Genomic DNA, 21,490 nt, shown 5'->3' with positions numbered 1-21,490 from the left:
CTGCTATTGCAGGTCCAGCTGGTCCAGGTATTCCTTGCCGTGCTCGGAGATATGGCGCTTGCGGCCCGCCTCGTCGTTGCCCAGCAACAGGTTGAACATGGTTTCCATCTTGGTGACGTCCTCGGGCTCCACCTTGATCAGGCGGCGCGTCTCGGGGTTCATGGTGGTGAGCCACATCATGTCCGGATCGTTCTCACCAAGACCCTTGGAGCGGTTGATGGAGCACTTCTGGTCGCCGATCTCCTTGAGGATGCCGTTCTTCTCGAGCTCGGTGTAGGCAAAGTAGGTCTTCTCTTTGCAGTTGATCTCGTAGAGCGGCGACTCGGCGATATACACGTAGCCCTCGTCGATAAGTGTGGGCACCAGGCGGTAGAGCATGGTGAGCACGAGCGTGCGGATGTGGTAGCCGTCGACGTCGGCGTCCGTACAGATGATGACCTTGTTCCAGTTGAGGTTGTCCAGGTCAAAGGCACCAAGGTTCTTGATGCGCTTGTCCTTGATCTCCACGCCGCAGCCCAGCACGCGCATAAGGTCCATGATGATGTCGGACTTAAAGATGCGCGGGTAGTCCTCCTTCAGGCAGTTGAGGATCTTGCCGCGGACGGGCATAACACCCTGGAACTCGGCGTCGCGCGACGTGCGGATGGCGCCTGCTGCCGAGTCGCCCTCTACGATGTAGATCTCGCGACGGTTTTTGTCCTTGGAACGGCAGTCGATGAACTTCTGCACGCGGTTGGCCATGTCGGTCTTCTGCTGCAGGTTGGTTTTGATGCTCTGGCGGGTCTTCTCGGCGTTCTCACGCGAGCGCTTGTTGATGAGCACCTGCTCCATGATCTTGTTGGCGGCGTCCTTGTTCTCGATCAGGTAGGTCGAGAGGCGCTCCTTAAAGAAGGCAGTCATGGCCTGCTGGATAAAGCGGTTGTTGATGGCTTTCTTGGTCTGGTTCTCGTAGGACGTCTGGGTGGAGAAGCAGTTGGTCACCAGCACCAGGCAGTCCTGGACGTCTTGCCACTTAATGCCGCTCTCGTTTTTGTTGTATTTGCCCTGTTGCTTAATGTAGGCATCGATGGCGCTGGTCAGAGCGTTACGGGCCGCCTTCTCGGGTGAGCCGCCGTTCTCGAGCCACGATGAGTTGTGGTAGTACTCCTGCATCATGAAAGTGCGCGAGAAGCACATGCACGCGGTGATCTTTACGTTGTAGTCGGGCAGGTCTTCGCGGTCGCGACCGCGACGGTCGGCCTCGATAAAGAAGGGCTCGGTGAGGTAGTCGGCACCGACCTTCTCGAGCACATAGTCCTCGATGCCCTTGGGGTAGCAAAAGTCCTCTTCGGTAAACTCGCCATCATCGCCCTCGATGCGCAGGCGGAAGGTCACGTTGGCGTTGACCACGGCCTGGCGGCGCATGGTCTCGCGGTACCACTCGTGGGGAATGCTGATCGAGGTAAAGACCTCAAGATCGGGGCGCCACTTGATGGTGGTGCCGGTGCGGTTCTCGTCGCTGGGCTCAATCTCGAGCGCCTTCTTTTTGGCGCCGACGACCTTACCCTTCTTAAAGTGCAGAGAGTACTTGTTACCGTCACGCCAAACCGTGACGTCCATGTACTCGGAAGCGTACTGGGTCGCGCAGGAGCCCAGGCCGTTGGTGCCGAGCGAGAAGTCGTAGTCGCCGCCCTGGTTGTTGTTGTACTTGCCGCCGGCGTAGAGCTCGCAAAAGACGAGCTCCCAGTTAAAGCGCTTCTCGGAGGGGTTCCAGTCGAGTGGGCAGCCACGGCCGTTGTCCTCTACCTGAATAGAGCCATCGCGAAAGGCGGTGAGGGTGATGAGCTTGCCGTAGCCCTGGCGCGCCTCGTCAACGGCGTTGGACAGGATTTCGAAGGCGGCATGCGCGCAACCGTCGAGTCCGTCCGAGCCAAAGATGACGGCGGGGCGTAGGCGTACGCGCTCCTCGTCCTTGAGCTGGCGGATACTGTCGTTACCATAGTTTGCGGTGTTTTTTGCCATACTCGCTCTCTCGGTGCTCCCTTGCTGCGTTTAAGTCATATAGATAGTCAAGGTAGCATAGCCCAGCCCACAGACGATTCCACCTAACACGAAATCCATCGAACAATAGTTCGGAGTCGGGCACCTTTGGCTTCTGCGGTCATTCCCTGCGCGGTGTGGTGCTCGTGTTAAAACCGTGGCTTATCGGCTGGTAGAATTGCCGCATCAAGACTGCATGTTGTTTGAGGGGGCGCAATGACCGAGAAAGAGAAGATGGAGCGCGGTGAGTGGCATGATGCCAACTTTGACGAGGAGCTCCTGGCGCAACGCGCGAAGGCGGAGGCGCTCTGCTATGACTTTAATATGGCAAAACCTGGAAGCGACGCACAGCTCGATGCTTTGAAGTCCTTGCTCGATACCGATCTTCCCGGGGGGCTGACGGTCCTTTCGCCTGCCTACTTTGACTACGGGAGCAAGACGACCTTTGGTGAGGGCTGTTTTGTAAACCATGGCTGCTACTTTATGGACGGCGGCTCTATCACCTTTGGTGGCAACGTGTTTATCGGGCCGTTTTGCGGCTTCTACACCGCTTCGCACCCCCTAAAGGCAAAGGACCGCAACTTGGGTCTCGAGAAGGCTCTGCCCATCGTTGTCGGCGATAACTGCTGGTTTGGCGCGAACGTGTCAGTGCTGCAGGGAGTTACCATCGGCAGCGGTTGCGTAATTGCCGCGGGCAGCGTCGTGACTGAAGACCTTCCGGACAACGTGGTGGCGGCAGGCGTCCCCGCAGTCGTCAAGAAGACCATCGAACAATAACGAAGCCCTTAAACGATAGTGCTCCACTGTCCTCGGTGGAATGCGGGGCGAGGAAGCCGAGCTCGACTCCGCTGGCGACATCTAATGCGCAATGGGCTGGCTCTGGGTATTCAGAACCAGCCCATTTTGATGTTCGATGAGCCGAGCCGGCGTCTCTCGCAAAGGTAACTGAGAGCTAGCGAGGCCTATCCGAATCGACCTCATTGGCGGTGTCTTTTTCGAGCGCCGTGCGGCGGGCGCTGTAGGCGACAAGGCCGGCACCAACTGCGGCGAGCGCTGCTGCGGCTGCGGTTAGGGGGACGTTGCTGTCGCCCGTGCCCGCAAGCGCGCCCGCTTTTCCGGAGCGCTTGTTATTGCCGTGGTCCTTGCCACTGCCGGAGCTGCTTCCGCCGGAGCCGCCGCCCTCGTCAGTACCGCCGCCACTCGAGCCACCATCGCCGTCTACTGTCATCGGGGCGTCGTGAAGTCCTGTCGTATCCGCGCTGTCGCATACACCGACCTGAGCTTCTGAGCGTTCGCATGCCGCGTCGGGCACATGAAGCTCGTGCAGTACGGCACCCAGCGCCGAGTTTGCGCCCGGTCGAATTTCCTCGAGCGTTATGGGATCGAGCGCCACCAGATTACGTGCCTTCGCATACAGCGTTACGCGTTTGCCCACTTCGTCGCTCCAACTCTCGGGGATGGCGAAGCTCATGCGGAACTGTGCCGTGCAGCCCGGTGCCAGCACGGCGTTGCCGTTGTCGGCTACCAGCGGGTGCGTCGCAAAACGTGCGCCCAGCGTCTCGAGCGCGTACTTCACGCGTGCCATATCATTGGTCGAAGCATCCTCGGCAAGCTCTGGATCGTAGATCGAAGCCATGCGTACGTTCGCTCCGAATCCGATGGATGCGCTGGAGAACGGTTGGCTGGAGCCCTCTCGGTACAGATCGATCGTGCCGGCAGTCAGCAAAGTGTTGCCGTCGTTTCGCACCGTGACCATGAAGGATTCGCCTGCTGCTCCGGGCACCACCGCGCCCGAGGTAGCGACCGCGCCCGTCGGAGTGGCACACGCCACCAGAGGCACTTCGATACCGTGCAGCTCTGCCTCGCTCTTCTCCGCGCTCACAATGTGCGTGGCGAGCGCGGAGAGCATGCCTCCCGACGTCAAAAATGTCGTTATCTGATCGACGGGATGGTCCAGCTCGCACATCACGAACGGCTCCGTGAACAGTTCGCCTGCCAAGGTGCTGGCGAAGATGCGGAAGTGCTTGCCCATCACTGCTACCGGGTTGCCTTCTTCGTCGTAGGTTTGCCCCACCTTGCCATCGGTGTTCTCTACATAGAGCGCGCACCTGCCGTTGTTGCTTACGCTAAACGATGCCGGGCCACAGCCTGCGGCACCCACGGGCTGCGTTGCAAATGCCGATGCGCCTCGCGTCCAAGTAATATGCTGCAGCTGCTCGTTGACGGTGGCCAAAAAGCCCGAATGTTGTGGCCACGGCACCGCATGGGGCACCGTGGCGTCTGGTGGCATAACGCCCCAACCCGCAATGGACTGGCCGATCACGGCGTACGATGCGCAGCCGCAACCGCCTGCAGTCTCGTACGCAACGGGCACCACCATTTTGCCGTTGATATTCTCGGGCTCGCTCAGCTCGATACTCGACGGTGCCTGCGGAAAGCGAAGAACTTGGCGGAACGTCAGGCTGTCGCCCGAAACGTCCGACCACAGGGTGAAGCACTCCAGCGTAACCTCAGCCTCGCTGCCGAGCGCCTTCTCTGCGGTGGCTCCGCGGCGGTGGAGGTAGACACCCGACAGGCGTCCGTTGACCAGCGCCTTGCCTACCGTGATACGCGGGCACTGCAGGCAATGGTAGCCATCCTCTTGCAGGCGGCCGCGCGAGATGCTGCGCCATGACGTATGCGACACCACGCGGATCTCGTCATTACTTATGCGCAGACGCACGACGGACAGTATGCCGGCTGTGCTTGCCGTATCGAAAAGGGTGTTGTCGCCGGCGGGGCGCTCGCCCGAGACCAGCAGCACGTAGGCGTCCTGGTTTCCTCTTCCGTCCGTATATTCCACCACGTCGAAGTCGTAATCGAATATGCCGTCGCGCTCCACGTCGCCCTCGCCAAACCCAAGGGGAAAGTCCACGGGCGTGGGAGCGGACCACGTGCCGTTTGCCTTTGTGTGCACCACCAGGCGCGAGCGGCCATTGTCGCCGTAGCGCACCGAGGCGATACGGAACAGGCATTCTACGCCGGCAATCATCGTTAGCTTCATGTGGGCTTCGCTGAGCACGCCGGAAAACAGCACGTTGTCGCTCGAGGGTTTTATGCCGCCACGCTCGTCCTCCGACACGCCGGCAGAATTGGCGTTCGGGTCCGCAACGGCGTTCGTTGACTGACCGATGTAGGTGTACTCATACATCGGCGCGGCGTTTTCGTCGTTCTCTACCAGTGCATGGACGAAATGCTCGATCTGTCCCGTGTCGTCGCTTTCTGAATCCGCCTCGAGCTCAATGCGCGTGACCGCTTGATCCCAATCGCGCACGACAGGCGCGGCGTTTACGGCAGTGGCCTTAACCTCGGCGCGTGCGAGCAACTCGGCGTTGGTGACGATGGTGGCCGATGCGATAAATTGCGGCACGCCGCCCGCCTCGATGCTGCCGGCCGAGCCGAAGCGGGCATCCAGCGTGTAAGGCGTATCCCCACCCAATGCGAGCTCGGAACGCTGGAGCACATACTGGTCGCCATTGTTCACCGACATATTCCACGAATCGATGAGTGTGGGCCACGACCCCGACCAAGCCTTGGTGGTCCACTTGAACATTACGAACTGGAGTATCACGTCGACATCGACGTCTGCACCTACGCGCAGCCGCGGAAGCTGGTGTCCATCTGCCTTCTCGTACCCAATGAACAGCGTGAGGGATGCGGCGCCGCGCACGGCAGACGAAGCGACGCCTGCAACGCCGGCGCCAAAGGTGACGGCAAGTCCGATCTGGATGGTGAACGAGCCCGACGTGTTGGAATAGTCGAGCGAAATGTTTTTAAAAAACGCCGCGCCGCTGCCGTGCGTGTGGGCACCCACGGCGAGCGCCAGCTTCGCCAGCACCCAGGGGTTGACGTTTAGGAAAAACGGCACCGGTCCTAGGGTAAACTGCTCGGTCCAATTGAGGTCGGTTCTTACCTGGAAGAGGGCCTTAATATTGCCGTATGCGGGGTCGTTGTTGTTACCCCAGGTTTTGCCCACCCAATCGTAGGCGAGCGAGCCGTACAGCTGTGTGGCGATATCCATCGTGAACAGCGGCGTGCAATGGTGGCGAAGGAGCTTGGTGTTTCTTGGATCGGTGCCCGAACCGGCACTCATACTCTTGTACTGATTCCACTTCCCCTCCATCTCGTCGAGATAGCGGTTTGCCTGCTTGGCGCCCGACTCGCGCGGCGATTTCTTCCAGTATTCCGGATCAGGGTTGCCCGAATCGTTCATATAGCTGGCTGGTTTGTATCCTCCGCCAAACAGCACGTATCCAGCAAACGAGAAATCGAAGAGGATCGGAAATGTGGGCATCCAACACGTGAACTTATTGCCGCCGATGCCGGGAAACGCCGCGGGGAAATCAAACGGAGTGACCTCTTGGTCCATGGTAGTGGGGACGATAGTGGTCGAGCCCGATTCTGCCTTTGCGGCCGGCGCAGTGACAACGGCCATGGGGGAGGAGAGCGTGTAGGTTTTGCCCTGATAGTCGAGAACAAAGCGCAGCTTGCACCCTTCCTCCAGAAGGCCCGATGCCGCGTCGAGAAACTTGTCTTCGAGTGTGAACGTCGCCAGATTATCCGCGCCTGATGCGCTGGCCTTGATCTGGCCAATCTGCGTGACGGTTTCGGTTGAGCTGCCCGCAGCGGGCATCACTTTATTGATATGCAATGTTGCCTGCCCGCCCTGCGGCAGATGAGTCTGCACGGTAAAGGCGTGCGTATCGGGCTGCTCGTTTGCCGTGTCGTCCTTCGGCAATGCCATGAACGTGGCTTCAGCGTACTGGATGTCCCATTCGTCGAATGTGAGCTGTCGAAAGTACGGCTCGCCATCGGAGAGCGGACGTGTGGGTGCGGTAATGGCGGTGCCGCCCTGGATACGCGCAAGGGGAATCTCGACATCACGGTAGCCCGCCATGCTAATGGAGATGCCGCCGTTAAAGTCGTACGCGTCGAGAAGCGTTGCCTCGTCCACGTAGCCTTCCGAAAGAGGGGCGACCTCAAAGATGGCCGTGCCTTCTTCATCGGTCGTGGCGGCGAGCTGCTTGCCTGCGACGTAGCGCGACGTGAGCGTGACCTGCGCTCCTTTGATGGGCATATTCTTGTTGGCGACGTCGACCACGACCACACCAAACATGGTGCGCGAGAGAACGAGCACCCTGAAGGGATCTTTTTCGTCGGCATAGGCTTCGGTGGGCGCGAACGGCAGCAGGAAGGCATTTTCGCTTCCCGGCACGCGAGGCAACATGATGCTCGCTAGCGAGGACGCTCCGGCAACAAGTAACGAACGGCGATCAAGCATCTTGGGCTCCCATCCCGCAAATATCGGTGGAAATAATCCAATTGTGCGAGAAGGCGCCCCGTGGCGGTAGTGCCGTTCAAGGGTCAAAATGTCCAAATTGATCGAGCGAAGCGCCGGGTTCCGGAACGCGTTCGATGCGCTTGGCAGCCCGGTCGCTAACGCAACATATGCGCGACCAGCTCGGCGCGTGTGCCGATGCCAAGCTTTGCGTATACGCCGGATAGGCGGTTTTTGACGGTGCCCGGCGATACTCCCATATGGCGTGCGATTTCGGCGTTGGTCCACCCACGACAGGCGAGCATGGCCATGGTGAATTCCGTGGTCGTTAAATCGTCAGCAACGTCCTCGCCCGAATCGGGGTTGTGGATGCGCCGCCAGCCGTAGCTGAAGCGGTACGTGATCTCGATGATGTGCGCGAAGTCGTCAGGGTATTGCGTTTTTAGGCACGCCTCGATAAGCCCCTGCAAAAGGCCGTGGTGCTCGCCGATGAGCTCGATAAGGCCGTCGGGGCGCGCAATGTCCCAAGCGGCTCCAAAATGCGCTTTTGCGGCGTCGATGTCCTTGAGGCTCATGCATGCCATGGAAGCTGCCAGGTGCAGGAACAGTTCCGAGATGGGATAGCTTCCCTGTTTCATAATTAGGGCGTTTTCCGCCATGCCCAGGCTGCGGCCGTATTCGCCGCGCAGATACAAGGCGTGCGCCATCACGTAGCTGGCGAACAGTCGCAGGCCTTCGGGTAGGTGCGCCGCAAGTGGATAAAACTCTTCGGCAGAATACGGGGAAGGCAAGTGCAGCAGGACGCTCGCGGCCGAGGCGAACAGGATATGCGTGGCGTGGACGGCGGGCGATTCCTCGTCGGCCGGCGTATCGAGGATGCCCGCAAGGCACCGGCGGGCGTCGGCGATACGGTTGAGCGACAGACTGGCGTATCCGCAGATAAAGCATGCGGAATAGCGCAGCGCGGGATCGGTGACGTCAAGATAGGGGCGCGCCGTCTTGGCAGCGAGGGTGGCCTGTCCGCGAAAGTACAGCGCTTCTGCCGTGGCAATGGCGCGCGAATCGGGGTCGGAAATGCCTGCAACCGCAGCGTCAATCTGCCCCGGCACAAAGGCAGTGCACATCAACGGCATGGGAACGCATGGGTAGCCATCGCAGTCCATCTTCCATCTCCCAACAGCTGACAACAATAGCAGCCATTTTACTCCTGTTGCCCGGAACTGGAATTTGTGGGTATCGCCTACGATTATGCCGAACGCATAAAGGAAGAGTCTATTGGCGATGCTCTTAAGGTGGCTACCGAAGCCTAGCTGACCTTGGCATAAGGAAAAACTGCCGCCCCTGCAAAAAGCTCCGTCGCAGCGATGGGAAACGAACCTCGCTCTGCATATAATGAGGACATATGACAGCGCGTTTGCATATGCGCGGCGCGTTCCATCGAATCGAAAAGGAGCCCTGCATGGATCCCAACAAGCGTCCCGACGATATGGTGCGTATCACCACTCCCGAACTTGCCCAGGCGTTCATCGACGAGCAGGTCACCGCAATCCGCGAGCAGATCGGCGACAAGAAGGTCCTGCTGGCCCTTTCCGGCGGCGTCGACAGTTCTGTTGTCGCGGCCCTGCTGATCAAGGCCATTGGCAAGCAGCTTATCTGCGTGCACGTGAACCACGGCCTGATGCGCAAGGGCGAGAGCGAACAGGTCGTCGACGTCTTCAAGAACCAGATGGATGCGAACCTGGTCTATGTCGACGCTACTGATCGCTTCCTGGATAAGCTCGTGGACGTCGAGGAGCCCGAGGCCAAGCGCAAGATTATCGGCGCCGAGTTCATTCGCGTGTTCGAGGAGGAGGCCCGCAAGGTTGGCGACGAGGTCAGTTTCCTCGCCCAGGGCACCATCTATCCCGACATTCTGGAGTCGCAGGACGGCGTGAAGGCTCACCATAACGTTGGCGGTCTGCCCGAGGATCTGCAATTTGAGCTCTGCGAGCCCGTTAAGCTGCTGTACAAGGACGAGGTGCGCGTCGTGGGCCGTGAGCTCGGCCTGCCCGAGAACATGGTCGAGCGTCAGCCGTTCCCCGGTCCTGGCCTGGGCGTCCGCTGCCTTGGCGCCATCACCCGTGACCGTCTCGAGGCGCTGCGCGAGGCCGATGCCATCGTGCGCGAAGAGATCGACAAGGCCGGCCTGACCATCTGGCAGTACTTTGCCGTAGTGCCCGATTTCCGCGCTACCGGTGTGCGCGAGGGCAAGCGCGCCTACGACTGGCCCTGCATTATTCGCTGCATCAACACCGTCGACGTCATGACCGCCGAGGTGCCCGAGCTCGATTGGGCGCTGCTCAAGCGCATTACCGCTCGCGTGACCGCCGAGGTCCCCGGTATTTGCCGCGTTTGCTACGACCTCACGCCGAAGCCCGTTGGCACGGTCGAGTGGGAGTAAGCTAACTCAGCTGGTAGGCGACGAGAACTAGCAGATGTGACAAAGGGACAGTCCCTTTGTCACATCCTCGATATTATGTGAGGGATGGTACGCCACGCGGCGTGCCATCCCGTTCGTTATTTTAATGAGCCGAGTGCGCGAGTGGGAAGAGTTACGAGCATGGTCGTTCCGCGCTCCGAGCTCTTTTCGACCTCGATGGAGCCGCCGTGGAGCGCGGCGATCTCCCAGACCAGCGCAAGCCCCAGCCCCACGCCGCCGTATGCCCTGCTGCGCGATTTGTCGACACGAAAGAAGGGCTGAAAGATGCTCGTCTGGTATTGCTCGGGAATGCCCGGCCCCTGGTCGCGCACGCGTAGCAGCACGTGGTCGCCTTCGGCGCAGGCGTTGATTTGCACGGTCGAGTTGGGCGCGCTGTAACGTATGGCGTTTTCGGCCAAGTTGAACAGCAGCCGATAGATTAGCGTATCGCTGCCGATCGTTTGCGCGTCGCCCTCACTTGTAAGCGTGATGTCTTTTTGCTCGGCAAGGGGCGCCAGGTCCGTGAGTACTTCTTCGATCATCGGCGCAAGGTCAATCGCATCGTTGCAAGGGACACTGCGCAGCTCGCTCATCTCGAGCAGGGTCTTTGTCATGTGCGTCATTCGCTCGGTCTGCTCCTGCAGCAGCCCGAGCAGGCTCGCTGTATCGGCGTCGACGTCGGGGTGCTCGGCGCAAAACAGCTCAACCTGGGCCTGCATGAGCGCAAGCGGCGTGCGCAGCTCGTGCGCCGCATTGCCCGTAAACTGTCTTTGTGCGGAAAATCCCTCGTCAAGGCGGGCAATCATGTCGTTAAACGACGCGCTGCAGCGCCTGAGTTCAGAGGGCACGTCCTCGCTGATTTTTGTGTCGGCGAGGTTGTCGGGCCGCACGCTCTCGACTTGCGTCGCAAAGAAGCGCAACGGCCGCAGCGCATGTCCGCTTACAAAGTAGGCCAGCACGCCGCCGAGCAGCGTCACCGCCGCAGTTATATACCAGCTCGTCGCGCCAAACGATTCTTGGGCGTCGTTCACGACGATGGTCAGCGCGTCGTCGAGCTCTTTGTTTGTCGGGTCAAATGAGCTGGGCGAGGCCGCCTCCACCTTGCTGTGCGCCGATAGTTCATTGCCGATCGAGTCCATGTAGCGCATGCCGGAGTAGCCAACCAGGCAATTCATAAGTACGCAGGTTGAACATATCAGCAGTGCCGTCATCAGCGTGATGCGCCACTGCAGAGACAGCCGCTTCATTTGCCGTCCTCCATAACGTAGCCTTCGCCGATTCGGTTGCGGATGGGGTCGTGCCCCAACGCGCCGCGCAGCTTTTTGCGCAGCGACGAGATGTGCACGCGGGTCGCGTTGCTAAAGCTGTTGACGCTGCTGTCCCATACATGCTCGATAAGCTCTTCCTGGCTCACCGGCCGCCCCTGGTTAAGCATCAGGTATTCCAAGATGCCGGTCTCCTTGCGCGTGAGGGATAGGGTCTCGCCGCCCACGGAGGCGAGGCGCGCTTTGGTGTCAAAGCTCAGCGATCCACAGGTCAGGACAACGTCGCTTTGCGTAAAGCGCCTGAGCGTGAGACTGCGTATGCGTGCCGCCAGCTCGTCAAGATGGAACGGCTTGGTGAGGTAGTCGTTGGCGCCCGCATCGAGCCCCGCTACCTTGTCGGAAACCTCGCCACGTGCCGAGAGCACAAGCACCTTGGTCTCACAATCAGTTGTCCTGAGTTGCCTGAGCACGGTCATGCCGTCGACATGGGGGAGATTGAGGTCGAGCACGACAAGATCAAAGGTCTCGACATCGAGTAGATCGAGGGCCTGCTGCCCGTCGTAGCAGCAGTCGACGCTATAGGCCAAGTTGCGCAGGCTGCGTGCGATCGCATCGCACAGCGCCCGCTCGTCCTCGACGACCAAGATGCGCATAACGTTCTCCTTGCATAGTCATTCACGCTTAACACGGATTTTATAGTCGGTATGGTCCAATGGGTCGCGAAACGAAAGGAGTGGTCAGATTGTTCAAAGCGATTAAGCCTGTGGCGCAGGTGGCTTTGCTGATAGTTGGGGTAGCCATGGTTGGCTTTGGAATTATGCGCGGCGAGGCAGATGCCGTGCTGGCCAAGGCAATCAGGCTGTGCTTGGAGTGTATCGGAATTGGATAAAAGAAAAAACACTGCATCGCATCTTTTAGCGCGATTTCGTGGATTGATTCAGGCGGCGGCGACGCTTGCGACCAATATTCACCTGCCTAACTTTGCCAAGGGCGGTATCTACCAGGGAGCCGGCAAAGCCGTCTGCGTGCCGGGGCTTAACTGCTACTCGTGTCCAGCGGCCTCGGGTGCGTGCCCCATCGGGTCGTTTCAGTCGGTGGTGGGATCGTCTAAGTTCAGCTTTTCGTATTACGTCACCGGAACGCTCATTCTGATCGGCGTGCTACTGGGACGTTTTGTATGCGGCTTTTTGTGTCCGTTTGGATGGCTGCAAGAGCTTCTGCATAAGATTCCCAGCAAAAAGCTCTCCACGAAAAAGCTCAAGCCGCTCACGTACATCAAGTATGCCGTGCTGCTGTTTGCCGTGGTGCTGCTGCCCGTCTTGGTGGTCAACGATGTGGGTATGGGCGACCCGTTCTTTTGCAAGTACATCTGCCCGCAGGGCGTGCTCGAGGGCGCGATTCCGCTGTCCATCATGAACATGGGAATCCGCTCTGCGCTGGGAAAGCTCTTTACCTGGAAGCTCGCGATCCTCATTGCGGTTGCGGTGCTGAGCGTGCTGTTCTACCGCCCCTTCTGTAAATGGATTTGCCCCCTCGGCGCATTTTATGCACTCATGAACAAGGTGTCGTTGCTGGGGATTCAGGTCGATCATTGTAAATGCGTCTCGTGCGGCAAGTGCGCCAAGGTGTGCCAGATGGACGTGGACGTTACGCGTACGCCCGACCATGCCGAGTGCATTCGTTGCGGCAAATGCGTGGGCGCGTGCCCCGTCGATGCTATTAGCTTTCGCTACGGGCTGGGTGTGACGGGCGACAAACCCGCGCAGTCCACGCAAGCCCGCGAAAACAAATAGGTACCTATATAAGTTTCGATATAAACGGAGGAACCATGAAACTGTCAAAAATTGCGGCTCTGTTGATGCTGCCCGTGCTGGCGCTGACTCTCGCGGCGTGCTCTGCCCCCAAGGGCGACGCGAAGGATGCCACGAGCGGCGATGCGCAGATTGCCGAGCTCATAGCGCAAAAGCCGTCGAGTGCCGAGGAGGCGGCCGAGCTGTACCAGCAGCTGCTGCAAAAGGAAAACGAGATCTTTGCGAGCGATAACGCCCTATGGGAAAAGGTGTTCCTTGCGGCCAACAAAGACACTCCCATGATTGAGGACGGCAAGAACTACGGTGACTTCTTGCTCGATACCATCGAGGGCGCCAAGGATCAGTTTGCGGCTGACGAGCTTAAGACGCTTAAGGCCGGCGCGCAGCAGGTCAAGGAGATCGAGGACAAGCTCATGGCGCTGGAGAAGGAGTTCCCCGGATGTGGCAGCACGCCCGGCGAGGGGGAGAGCGTTGATGCCTCGACCGCGGGTATGACCAACGGCGAGAGCGGGGAGACGAAGTTCCCCAGCTTTAAGGGCAAGGACTTGGACGGCAACGATGTAAACAGCGACGAGCTGTTCTCCAAGAACAAGGTCACCGTCATGAACTTCTGGTTTACCACCTGCAAGCCGTGCGTGGGAGAGCTGGGCGATCTGGAGAAGCTCAACAAGGAGCTTGCCGAGAAGGGCGGCCAGGTCGTGGGCGTTAATTCCTTTACACTCGATGGCAACAAAGACGCGGTGGCCGATGCCAAGGACGTGCTTTCCAAGAAGGGCGTGACGTATAAGAACATCTGGTTTAAGTCGGACAGCGAGGCCGGAAAGTTCACCTCCAACCTGTACTCGTTCCCGACCACCTACGTGATCGACCAGAACGGTAACATTGTGGGAGAGCCGATTATGGGCGGCATCAACTCCGCTGAGCAGCGCGAGGCGCTCAACAAACTGATCGATCAGGCACTCGCTAAGAGCGAGCAGTAGAAAACGCGTAAAGCATGGCGAGGATCGTGCGCCGCTGTGCGGAGTAGTCCGCTGCCTTTCAAGATAATCTCCACCATATAGAGGTCCCGCTCGGGACCTCTTCTTTTAGGCACCGTCCCGTTCGTTTTTTGATGCGGTTCCCTACATTCCTCACTGGCGCCGGCAAAAAATGGGGATAGAGTAGGACAAACGCGTCGAATACGAACGGCGGGGGAGAGCGGGCAGGGTGCCTGCGCAGGAGAGGTTGCCGTCCATGCTGGAGCTCAAAGGAATTTGCAAAAGGTACGTCACGCAGTCGTTTACGCAGGTGGCGCTCGACAGCGTGAGCCTGTCTTTTCGCGATAACGAGTTCGTGGCCATTCTGGGCCCCTCGGGTTCGGGTAAGACCACGATGCTCAACGTTATCGGCGGACTCGACCACTTTGACTCGGGCGACCTGCTGATCGACGGTATTTCGACCAAGGATTTTCACGATCGCGATTGGGATGCCTACCGCAACAACCGCATCGGCTTTGTGTTCCAAAGCTATAACCTCATTCCGCATCAGACCATTTTGGAAAACGTGGAGCTGGTGCTCACGCTCACGGGTGTGGGGCATGCCGAGCGCCGCCAGCGTGCGCGCGAGGCGTTGGAGAAAGTCGGCCTGGGGGAGCACGTTAACAAGCGCCCGAGCCAGCTTTCGGGTGGGCAGATGCAGCGCGTGGCCATCGCCCGCGCTCTGATCAACGATCCCGAGATCGTGTTGGCAGACGAGCCGACCGGCGCCTTGGATTCCACAACGTCCGTGCAGGTCATGGATTTGCTCAAAGACGTTGCGCGCGACCGTCTGGTCATCATGGTCACGCACAATCCCGAGCTGGCGCACCAATACGCTACGCGCATCGTCAACCTGGCGGACGGCAAGATTACCGACGATTCCGACCCTTTTGATGTTGCCAAGGCCGCGCGTCGCGAGGCTAAGCCTACGCGAAAAACCTCGATGAGTTTTGTGACGGCGCTGGGGCTTTCTGCTCGAAATCTCATGACCAAGAAGGGCCGTACGGCCATGACTGCCTTTGCGGGCTCGATTGGCATTATCGGTATCGCGGCGATTCTGGCGCTGTCCAATGGCGTAAACGGCTACATCAAAAAGGTCGAGGAGGATACGCTCTCGAGCTACCCGCTCACCATTTCCAAGCAGGATTACGACCTGTCGTCCATGATGGGCGGGCAGGGGGCCACGGATGACAATACGTCCAACGGCGAGGATTCGTCCGACGATGGCACCGACGACAAGGCTCAGGGAACCGATAAAATCCCCGTGGTCACGGCCGTAAAGGATATGTTTGCGAGCGTTAAGTCCAACGACATGACGAGCTTTAAGGCATGGCTCGATGCCGGTGGCGACGGCATCGATAAAGAGGTCAACGCCATTCAGTACGGCTATGGCGTGACGCCGGTTGTCTATCGAGCGGGCAAGGGGGACGAGAAACCCGTGCGTCTGGTGCCCAACGCCATGACCGAGGCCATGAGCGGAGGCGCGAGCTCGGCAGCAACGGTGAGCATGGAGTCCATGGGAACCTCGGTCTTTAACGAGATGATTGACGACCAGAGCTTGCTCGACAGCCAGTACGATGTCGTGGCGGGGCATTGGCCTACGTCTGCTAACGAAGCCGTGATGGTGCTTTCGAGCCGTGGCACGGTGGGCGATTACACGCTCTACAGCATCGGTGCGCTGGAAATCGATGAGCTCAACGGCCTGGTTAACAGCGCCATGACGGCCGACGGCAAGGTCGAGACGCCCAAGACCGGCAGCGACTTTACCTACGACGACGCGCTGTCCACGGCGTTTAAAGTGTTGTCGCCGGCCGATGCCTATCGCAAAAACGAAGAGACCGGCATGTGGACCGACATGTCTGGCGATGCCGACTTTATGGCCGCCAAGGTTACTGACGGTATTGACGTGCGCATTGTGGGCGTGGTGCGACCGAACGAGACGGCCAATGCGAGCGCGTTGTCTCCGGGCATTGCCTATACGCATGCGCTGACTCGCCAGCTTATGGAGCGCGCCGCCAATTCGCAGATCGTAAAAGAGCAACTTGCCCATCCCGAGACGGATGTCTTTACGGGCAAGTCTTTCGATGAACTGCAGGGCGAGGCCAAGCAAGGCGTGGATCTGGGCAGCATGTTCAGCGTGGACGAGGCGGCACTCAAGGGCGCGTTCTCGTTCGATACGTCTGCGCTCTCGGGCACTGCCGGCGGTATGGACCTGTCGGGTCTTGACTTGTCCGGGCTGGACATTGACCTTTCGGGCGTAGGTAAGGATATCGACTTCAGCGACATTATGGCAAAAGCACCGACCCCAGATTTCTCGGGCATCTTTGACGGTCTGGAACTCACACCCGAGCAAATGCAGCAGGTGGGAATGCTCGCCAACCAGCTGTTTACGGGCTTTTTGCAGTCTGATCAGTTTAGGGCGCTGACACCCGATAATCTTAAGGACGCGTCAAAGCTCGCTGCCGCATTCTCGACGTATCTTGAGAGTGATGCCACAGCGCAGCAATACCTGGCTCAGCTCAAGGCACTCGGTGGCGATGCCCTGGCCGAGCGTCTGCAGCAGGCGATGACCGACTATGTGCAAAAGCAGCTGGCTCCGTATCTGCAGCAGGCTATGGATCAGGTGATGAGGACGATTAGCGAGCAGATCGCGACGACGGTATCGGCTCAGCTCAAGGCGGGCGCGGCAGGGCTTATGGACCAGATGGCGACGCAGATGTCTTCGAGTTTTGCTAACCTGGCGAGCGCCATGCGCGTGGATGCGAGCGCCTTTGCGCGTGCCATCCATTTCAACATGGACGCCGAGGACCTGAGTTCGCTCATGATGAGCTATGCCAAGGCGTCAAAGCTCACCTACGATAACAATCTGACCACGCTGGGCTATGCGGATGAGACAGACCCCATCTCGGTTAAGATTTTCCCGCGCGACTTTGAGGCCAAGGAGCGCGTGCTCGATCACATCGATGCGTACAACAAGCAGGTCAAAGCTGCCGGCCACGATGAACAGGCAATCTCGTACACCGACTACATGGGCATCATCATGGGTTCGGTGACCGACATCGTGAACACCATCAGCTTGGTGCTCATCGCGTTCGTGAGCATCAGCCTGGTCGTCAGCTCCATCATGATCGGCATCATCACCTACATCAGCGTGCTGGAGCGCAAAAAGGAGATCGGTATCCTGCGCGCGATCGGCGCGTCGAAGCGCAACGTGGCCAACGTGTTCAATGCCGAAACCTTTATCGAGGGTCTCATTGCCGGCGTCTTTGCCGTTACCGTCGTGGTGCTCGTAAGCTTTCCTGTTAATGCTTGGGCGCTTGCTGCCAAGCAGGTCCCCAACCTGATGAGCCTGCCCGTGCAGGATGCGTTGATACTCATTGCGATATCGGTGCTGCTGACGGTCGTCGCCGGCCTACTGCCGGCCCGCAGCGCATCTAAGAAAGACCCCGTAGAAGCCCTACGCTCCGAATAATGTGACAAAGGGACAGCCCCTTTGTCACATTTCTCTCCTGCGCCTAGCTTGTTTTGCCCATCAGCGTGATGCGGATGGCTGGATGGGTATACTCGTCAAACTCGTCCTCGGGTTCCGTATCAAACGAGTAATACGCTTTGACGGGGCCGTCGCTCGTCCTGATAGAGATTCTCTCGTAGAGCGAGCCGTTCAAAAAAGCCTGCCTAAACTCTTCAGGGAGCTTCTGCGGTGCTAGGAGCTCGGGACTTGCGGTCTTGACGTCTATGGTTTGGACGACAGAGGAAAGCTCGTCAAGGTCGAGCTCGATACGGGCGAGATTGTCCTCGAGGTTCGCATCGGGGTCGACCTCTGCCGCGTAGCTCACTTCCGCGAGCGTTCCCTTGTTGTCAAAATCCAGGTACGTATAGGTCTTTTGGGCATCGGAGTCGCCGTCGTGCAGATAGCCTCGGACGTGATAGCCGTAATCTTGGTATCGCTCGTAGGGGTCATCGGCGGATACGTACTCGCATGAGGGTTCCAGCGCCTTGCGGGCGATGGCGATCTGCTCGGCTGCAGCCGCGGCGTTCTCCTGCATCTCGATGTTTCCCTGCGCCAGCTGCGGGATATAGGCGCCGCACACGATTGCGAGGGGCAGCGCCACAAGCGCGACGATCCACTTTTTTGCACGGGGGATAGGCACGCCACAGGCCTCTGCCGCGGCCTTTGCGTTGGCGAAGCTCTCGGCAAGCACATCTGCCGCGGTGGCGACGGCGCCTACGGCAGCGGCGACCTCTGCCGCGCCGCCCAGGTTGCGCGCGGTCTCGTTGTCACTGTTCCTGAGCAGGCGCGCGGCGGCCTGCGTGCCAACAACGCCTGTGATCTGTGCCGAGCGGTCTTTCTCGCTCTGCTCGACGGCGAGCCGGTACTGCATTTCCTTCCACTGCTTGCCACGCATGCCAAAGCGCGGGGCGAGAGCGCAGTAGCAGAATATAACGAGCTCGATGGCGGTGAGCACCAAGGCGGTCATCATGCCTGTCTCTTGGAAGCCTTCGTGATGGAAGACGATGTCGTCGACCATTTCGAAAGGAATGATCGATAAGGGCAGCACGAATGCCATGGCAAGCGCCGCGCCGGCAACCTTGGGGCAGATGCAGTATCGCTGGATGCGCTTGCGTTCTTGTTCGGAGAGTGCTGCCATGGCGGGTCCTTGGTGTCGTGGCGGTCGTTGTGGCGCGATGCCGTCATATGTGACTCAGTATAGAGAATCCCGCCATCGATGAGCGCATGGTCATACGGCAAAAGTGCCACGGCAGCCCTGGTTTAGAGCGGCTGCTCCTGTGCCCACGCGATGATGCCGCCCGATACGTATGTGTGCCAAAATAAACAGCCGAATGATGATTTGCAAATGTGACAAAGGGACAGTCCCTTTGTCACATTGATGTGAGAATGGATGTCGATGTATTTATCGCTGGCCCCTATGGAGGGGATTACCGGGCATGTGTTCCGTCGCGTGCACGCGGAGTGTTTTGGCGCACTCGATTGTTATTACACGCCGTTTTTGCCGCCGCCACGGGTAGGCAACCGCTTTGGCGGCAAAGCGTTTAAAGAGGTCGATCCCGCCAATAACCAGGGGCTTAACGTAGTGCCTCAGCTGATGTCCAAGAATGCGGATGAGTTTGTGTGGGCGGCGCAGGTGCTCGCCGACATGGGTTATCACGAGGTCAATCTCAACCTTGGCTGCCCCTCGGGCACGGTTGTCGCCAAGGGGAAGGGCTCGGGCTTTCTGCGCAATCTGGATGAGCTCGAGGTGTTCTTGAGCGACGTGTGCGAACGCTCGCCGTTGCCGGTGTCGGTCAAGACCAGGCTGGGATTGGAGAACGACGACGAATACGAGCGCGTGCTCGATCTGTATTGCCGCATGCCGCTGGCAGAGCTGATTGTGCACCCGCGCGTGCAAAAGGACCGCTATACGGGCTCGCCGCGCAAAGAGTTTTACGGTGAGACGCTGAAGCGGGCGCCGTTTCCGGTGGCCTATAACGGCGACATCTTTGATCTTGAGGACATGGATGCGCTGGTGGAGGCCTATCCCGGAACGCGTCACGTCATGTTGGGGCGCGGCTTGCTTGCGAACCCCGCGCTGGCTCGCATGGTTAAGGGCGGTCCTACTGCCACGGCAACTGAACTGCAGCGCTTCCACGACACGCTGTTTGCGGCCTATGCAGAAGAGATCGGCGGTAACGCGGTCTTTCGCATGAAGGAGTGGTGGTTCTACGCCAAGTGCGCCTTCGCCGATCCCGCTAACGTTCACAAGATCGTGCGCAAGACCAAAAAGGTCGACGAATACCGCGCCGCCGTCGATCGCGTCTTTCGCGAGCAGCCACTTGCGCCTATCGCCCGCTTCCACGGCTAGTTAGTCATTGGGGACGTTCTTTAACGACTAGTCATTCAAGAACGTCCCCAACGACTATGTTGAGCATCGGCTTCGTCATCTGACGGCTTGGACGGCAAGTGCGTCCAGCACGCGCCCTGCGTCGGCGTCAATCAGGATGCTGCGATCGGCGATTTCTGCCGGAGCGACTGCCTCGCCAAAATTGACGCATGCGTACGTTGCGCGCTCGTTTTTGGCGGTCATCTGCCAAAACGGGTACTTGATGATGACGGGCGTGTTGCTGCCTACGCCAAGCTCCAAGAACAAGATGCGCATATTGTTGTGGCGGCGCAGGAAATCTTGGTAACGGTCGGCTGCGGCATACCAGCCCTTATCCTGCACAAACGTATCGTCGGCGCGCAGGTTCATCGTGAGCGGAGAGCCACAATGGGGACAACGAGGCACTAGCGCAGACGGAATGCGCAGGTCTTCTTGGGCGGCGGCCATGTAATGTACGAGCTCTTCGTTGTCCCAAGTTTCCTGACAGCAGGGCTTACTGCACTGGAATAGACCATAGTCGCCCTGCGTGTAAAAGAGTCGCTTTTTATCGAAACCGGCGCGTTGGAAGCAATGGTCTACGTTTGTGGTCAGCACAAAGTAATCTCGGTCGCGCAGCAGGCCCAAAAGCTGCCCATAGGTCGGCTTGGGTATGGGGTCATATCGGTTGCACTTGATATAGCGGCTCCAAAACGCCCAGTATTCCTCGAGCGAGTCATAGGGGTAGAACCCGCCGGAGTACATGTCAGTAAAGCCGTAGCGTGCGGCGAAGTCGCCAAAAAGTTTCTCGAAGCGCTCGCCCGAATAGGTGTAGCCGGCAGCGGTAGAAAGACCCGCGCCGGCGCCGATTATCACGGCGTCGGATGCATCGAGTGCAGCTCGGAGTTTAGCGATCTGCTTGGAGAAGGTCGCGGTAGATTGACTCGTCAGACGCGAGAAAAACATTGAAGATCACCTTAAGGTTGGGGTCGTTATGGTCTAGATGATGACGAACGGCATCGATGGCAACGCACGCGGCAGCTTGTTGGGGATAACCAAAGACGCCCGTCGAAATGCAGCAGAAGGCAAGCGTGTCGAGCTTTCGGCTCGTCGCTTCTTCCAGGCAGCTGGTGTAGCAACGGCGCAGTAGCAGTTCCTCGCGCGGGCCAGGCTTATGGTTGGGCACGATGGGACCGACGGTGTGGAAGATATGGCTGCTGGGCAGGTTAAAGGCTGGCGTGACCTTGACGCATGCGGTCGGTTCCTCATGCCCCTGTTTACACATGAGGCTGGCGCACGTCAGGCGCAGCTGCATGCCGGCGTATGTGTGGATGGCATTGTCGATGCAGTGGTGTCCCGGCACAAAACAGCCGAGCATTTGGCTGTTGGCGGCGTTGACGATGGCGTCGGCCTTAAGCAGCGTGATGTCGCCACGCCAGACGGCAATGCGATTGCAGTAGGGAAGCGTGCCGGCATCGGTTGCGCCGCCGCGCTCAACAAGCCGCTGCTGCAAGTAGGCATCCTGGATATCGAGCACCTCTGTCGCGAGCGCTTCGGGCGACCGCACGTTCATAAGGGCCCTGAGCAAATCATGCTGCTCGCCGGCTCCGGCGGGAACGGCAATGCCGCGTCCGTCCGGTCGCGCGTTGAGCAATGCGTCGATAAGCCAAATACGACGCTCGGCTTGATTCATGGCTGACCTCCTGTCCAATTGAGTTGGGCGTGTTTGACAGCAGTGTGCAACCCGGA

15 protein-coding genes are annotated in these 21,490 nt (G+C 59.1%); 7 read left to right on the top strand and 8 right to left on the bottom strand.

Annotation, left to right across the window (positions count from 1 at the left end):
- Positions 1-3 precede the first annotated feature (3 nt).
- On the bottom strand, positions 4-2,001 hold the full coding sequence (locus DW943_RS09270) for a type IIA DNA topoisomerase subunit B (RefSeq protein ID WP_117862854.1): 1,998 nt from the start codon (positions 1,999-2,001) through the stop codon (positions 4-6).
- A 234-nt stretch (positions 2,002-2,235) separates the two neighbouring features.
- On the opposite strand from DW943_RS09270, the gene DW943_RS09265 reads away from it, so the two are divergent.
- Positions 2,236-2,796 carry a sugar O-acetyltransferase gene (locus DW943_RS09265; protein WP_117635853.1) on the top strand — a complete coding sequence of 187 codons (561 nt, stop codon included), beginning with the start codon at positions 2,236-2,238 and terminating at the stop codon, positions 2,794-2,796.
- Between the two features lie 175 nt (positions 2,797-2,971).
- On the opposite strand, the gene DW943_RS09260 is transcribed toward DW943_RS09265, so the two are convergent.
- Positions 2,972-7,339, bottom strand: coding sequence for a hypothetical protein (locus DW943_RS09260; protein WP_117862853.1), 4,368 nt, complete (start codon positions 7,337-7,339; stop codon positions 2,972-2,974).
- Positions 7,340-7,494: 155 nt separating this feature from the next.
- Positions 7,495-8,499, bottom strand: a complete 1,005-nt coding sequence (locus DW943_RS10610; RefSeq protein WP_199407862.1) for a helix-turn-helix transcriptional regulator — start codon at positions 8,497-8,499, stop codon at positions 7,495-7,497.
- A 296-nt stretch (positions 8,500-8,795) separates the two neighbouring features.
- Between DW943_RS10610 and guaA the strand changes: the two genes are divergently transcribed.
- Positions 8,796-9,776 (top strand): glutamine-hydrolyzing GMP synthase, encoded by a 981-nt coding sequence (gene guaA / locus DW943_RS09250; RefSeq protein WP_117862852.1) that lies wholly within the window; start codon positions 8,796-8,798, stop codon positions 9,774-9,776.
- A gap of 116 nt (positions 9,777-9,892) precedes the next feature.
- Here guaA and DW943_RS09245 read toward each other — a convergent pair whose 3' ends face one another.
- Together DW943_RS09245 and DW943_RS09240 are read right to left on the bottom strand one after the other, a co-directional pair.
- Positions 9,893-11,041, bottom strand: coding sequence for a cell wall metabolism sensor histidine kinase WalK (locus tag DW943_RS09245; protein ID WP_117862851.1), 1,149 nt, complete (start codon positions 11,039-11,041; stop codon positions 9,893-9,895).
- The gene (locus DW943_RS09240; RefSeq protein WP_117636921.1) at positions 11,038-11,712 is read right to left on the bottom strand and encodes a response regulator transcription factor; all 675 of its coding nucleotides are present in this window, start codon (positions 11,710-11,712) and stop codon (positions 11,038-11,040) included. Before DW943_RS09240 ends, DW943_RS09245 begins: the two co-directional genes overlap by 4 nt.
- Positions 11,713-11,771: 59 nt before the next feature.
- Here DW943_RS09240 and DW943_RS10825 point away from each other — a divergent pair, with 59 nt between their 5' ends.
- From DW943_RS10825 to DW943_RS09220, 4 genes are all read left to right on the top strand, one after another.
- Positions 11,772-11,948, top strand: coding sequence for a CD1871A family CXXC motif-containing protein (locus DW943_RS10825; protein WP_055252401.1), 177 nt, complete (start codon positions 11,772-11,774; stop codon positions 11,946-11,948).
- Positions 11,893-12,852, top strand: a complete 960-nt coding sequence (locus tag DW943_RS09230) for a 4Fe-4S binding protein (RefSeq protein WP_199572874.1) — start codon at positions 11,893-11,895, stop codon at positions 12,850-12,852. The genes DW943_RS10825 and DW943_RS09230 overlap by 56 nt, the downstream gene beginning before the upstream one ends.
- Before the next feature lie 35 nt (positions 12,853-12,887).
- Positions 12,888-13,850 carry a redoxin domain-containing protein gene (locus DW943_RS09225; RefSeq protein ID WP_117799872.1) on the top strand — a complete coding sequence of 321 codons (963 nt, stop codon included), beginning with the start codon at positions 12,888-12,890 and terminating at the stop codon, positions 13,848-13,850.
- 253 nt (positions 13,851-14,103) lie between these two features.
- Positions 14,104-17,358, top strand: a complete 3,255-nt coding sequence (locus DW943_RS09220; RefSeq protein WP_117862849.1) for an ABC transporter ATP-binding protein/permease — start codon at positions 14,104-14,106, stop codon at positions 17,356-17,358.
- Between the two features lie 43 nt (positions 17,359-17,401).
- On the opposite strand, the gene DW943_RS09215 is transcribed toward DW943_RS09220, so the two are convergent.
- The gene (locus DW943_RS09215) at positions 17,402-18,535 is read right to left on the bottom strand and encodes a hypothetical protein (RefSeq protein WP_117862848.1); all 1,134 of its coding nucleotides are present in this window, start codon (positions 18,533-18,535) and stop codon (positions 17,402-17,404) included.
- 258 nt (positions 18,536-18,793) lie between these two features.
- On the opposite strand from DW943_RS09215, the gene DW943_RS09210 reads away from it, so the two are divergent.
- Entirely contained in the window at positions 18,794-19,747 is a 954-nt protein-coding gene (locus DW943_RS09210) for a tRNA-dihydrouridine synthase (protein WP_117862858.1), read from the top strand.
- Between the two features lie 75 nt (positions 19,748-19,822).
- Here DW943_RS09210 and DW943_RS09205 read toward each other — a convergent pair whose 3' ends face one another.
- Both DW943_RS09205 and DW943_RS09200 read right to left on the bottom strand, forming a co-directional pair.
- Positions 19,823-20,707: a Sir2 silent information regulator family NAD-dependent deacetylase gene (locus DW943_RS09205; protein WP_117862847.1), complete on the bottom strand. Its 885-nt coding sequence runs from the start codon at positions 20,705-20,707 to the stop codon at positions 19,823-19,825.
- A complete protein-coding gene (locus DW943_RS09200; RefSeq protein ID WP_117862846.1) occupies positions 20,649-21,434 on the bottom strand; it encodes a protein-ADP-ribose hydrolase in 786 nt (261 codons plus the stop codon). Before DW943_RS09200 ends, DW943_RS09205 begins: the two co-directional genes overlap by 59 nt.
- Positions 21,435-21,490: the final 56 nt, after the last annotated feature.

This window comes from Collinsella sp. AM44-11, from assembly GCF_003467145.1.
Classification (GTDB): domain Bacteria; phylum Actinomycetota; class Coriobacteriia; order Coriobacteriales; family Coriobacteriaceae; genus Collinsella.
Note: the sequence above shows the minus strand (reverse complement) of the source record. Positions and strands in the feature narration are given on the sequence as shown.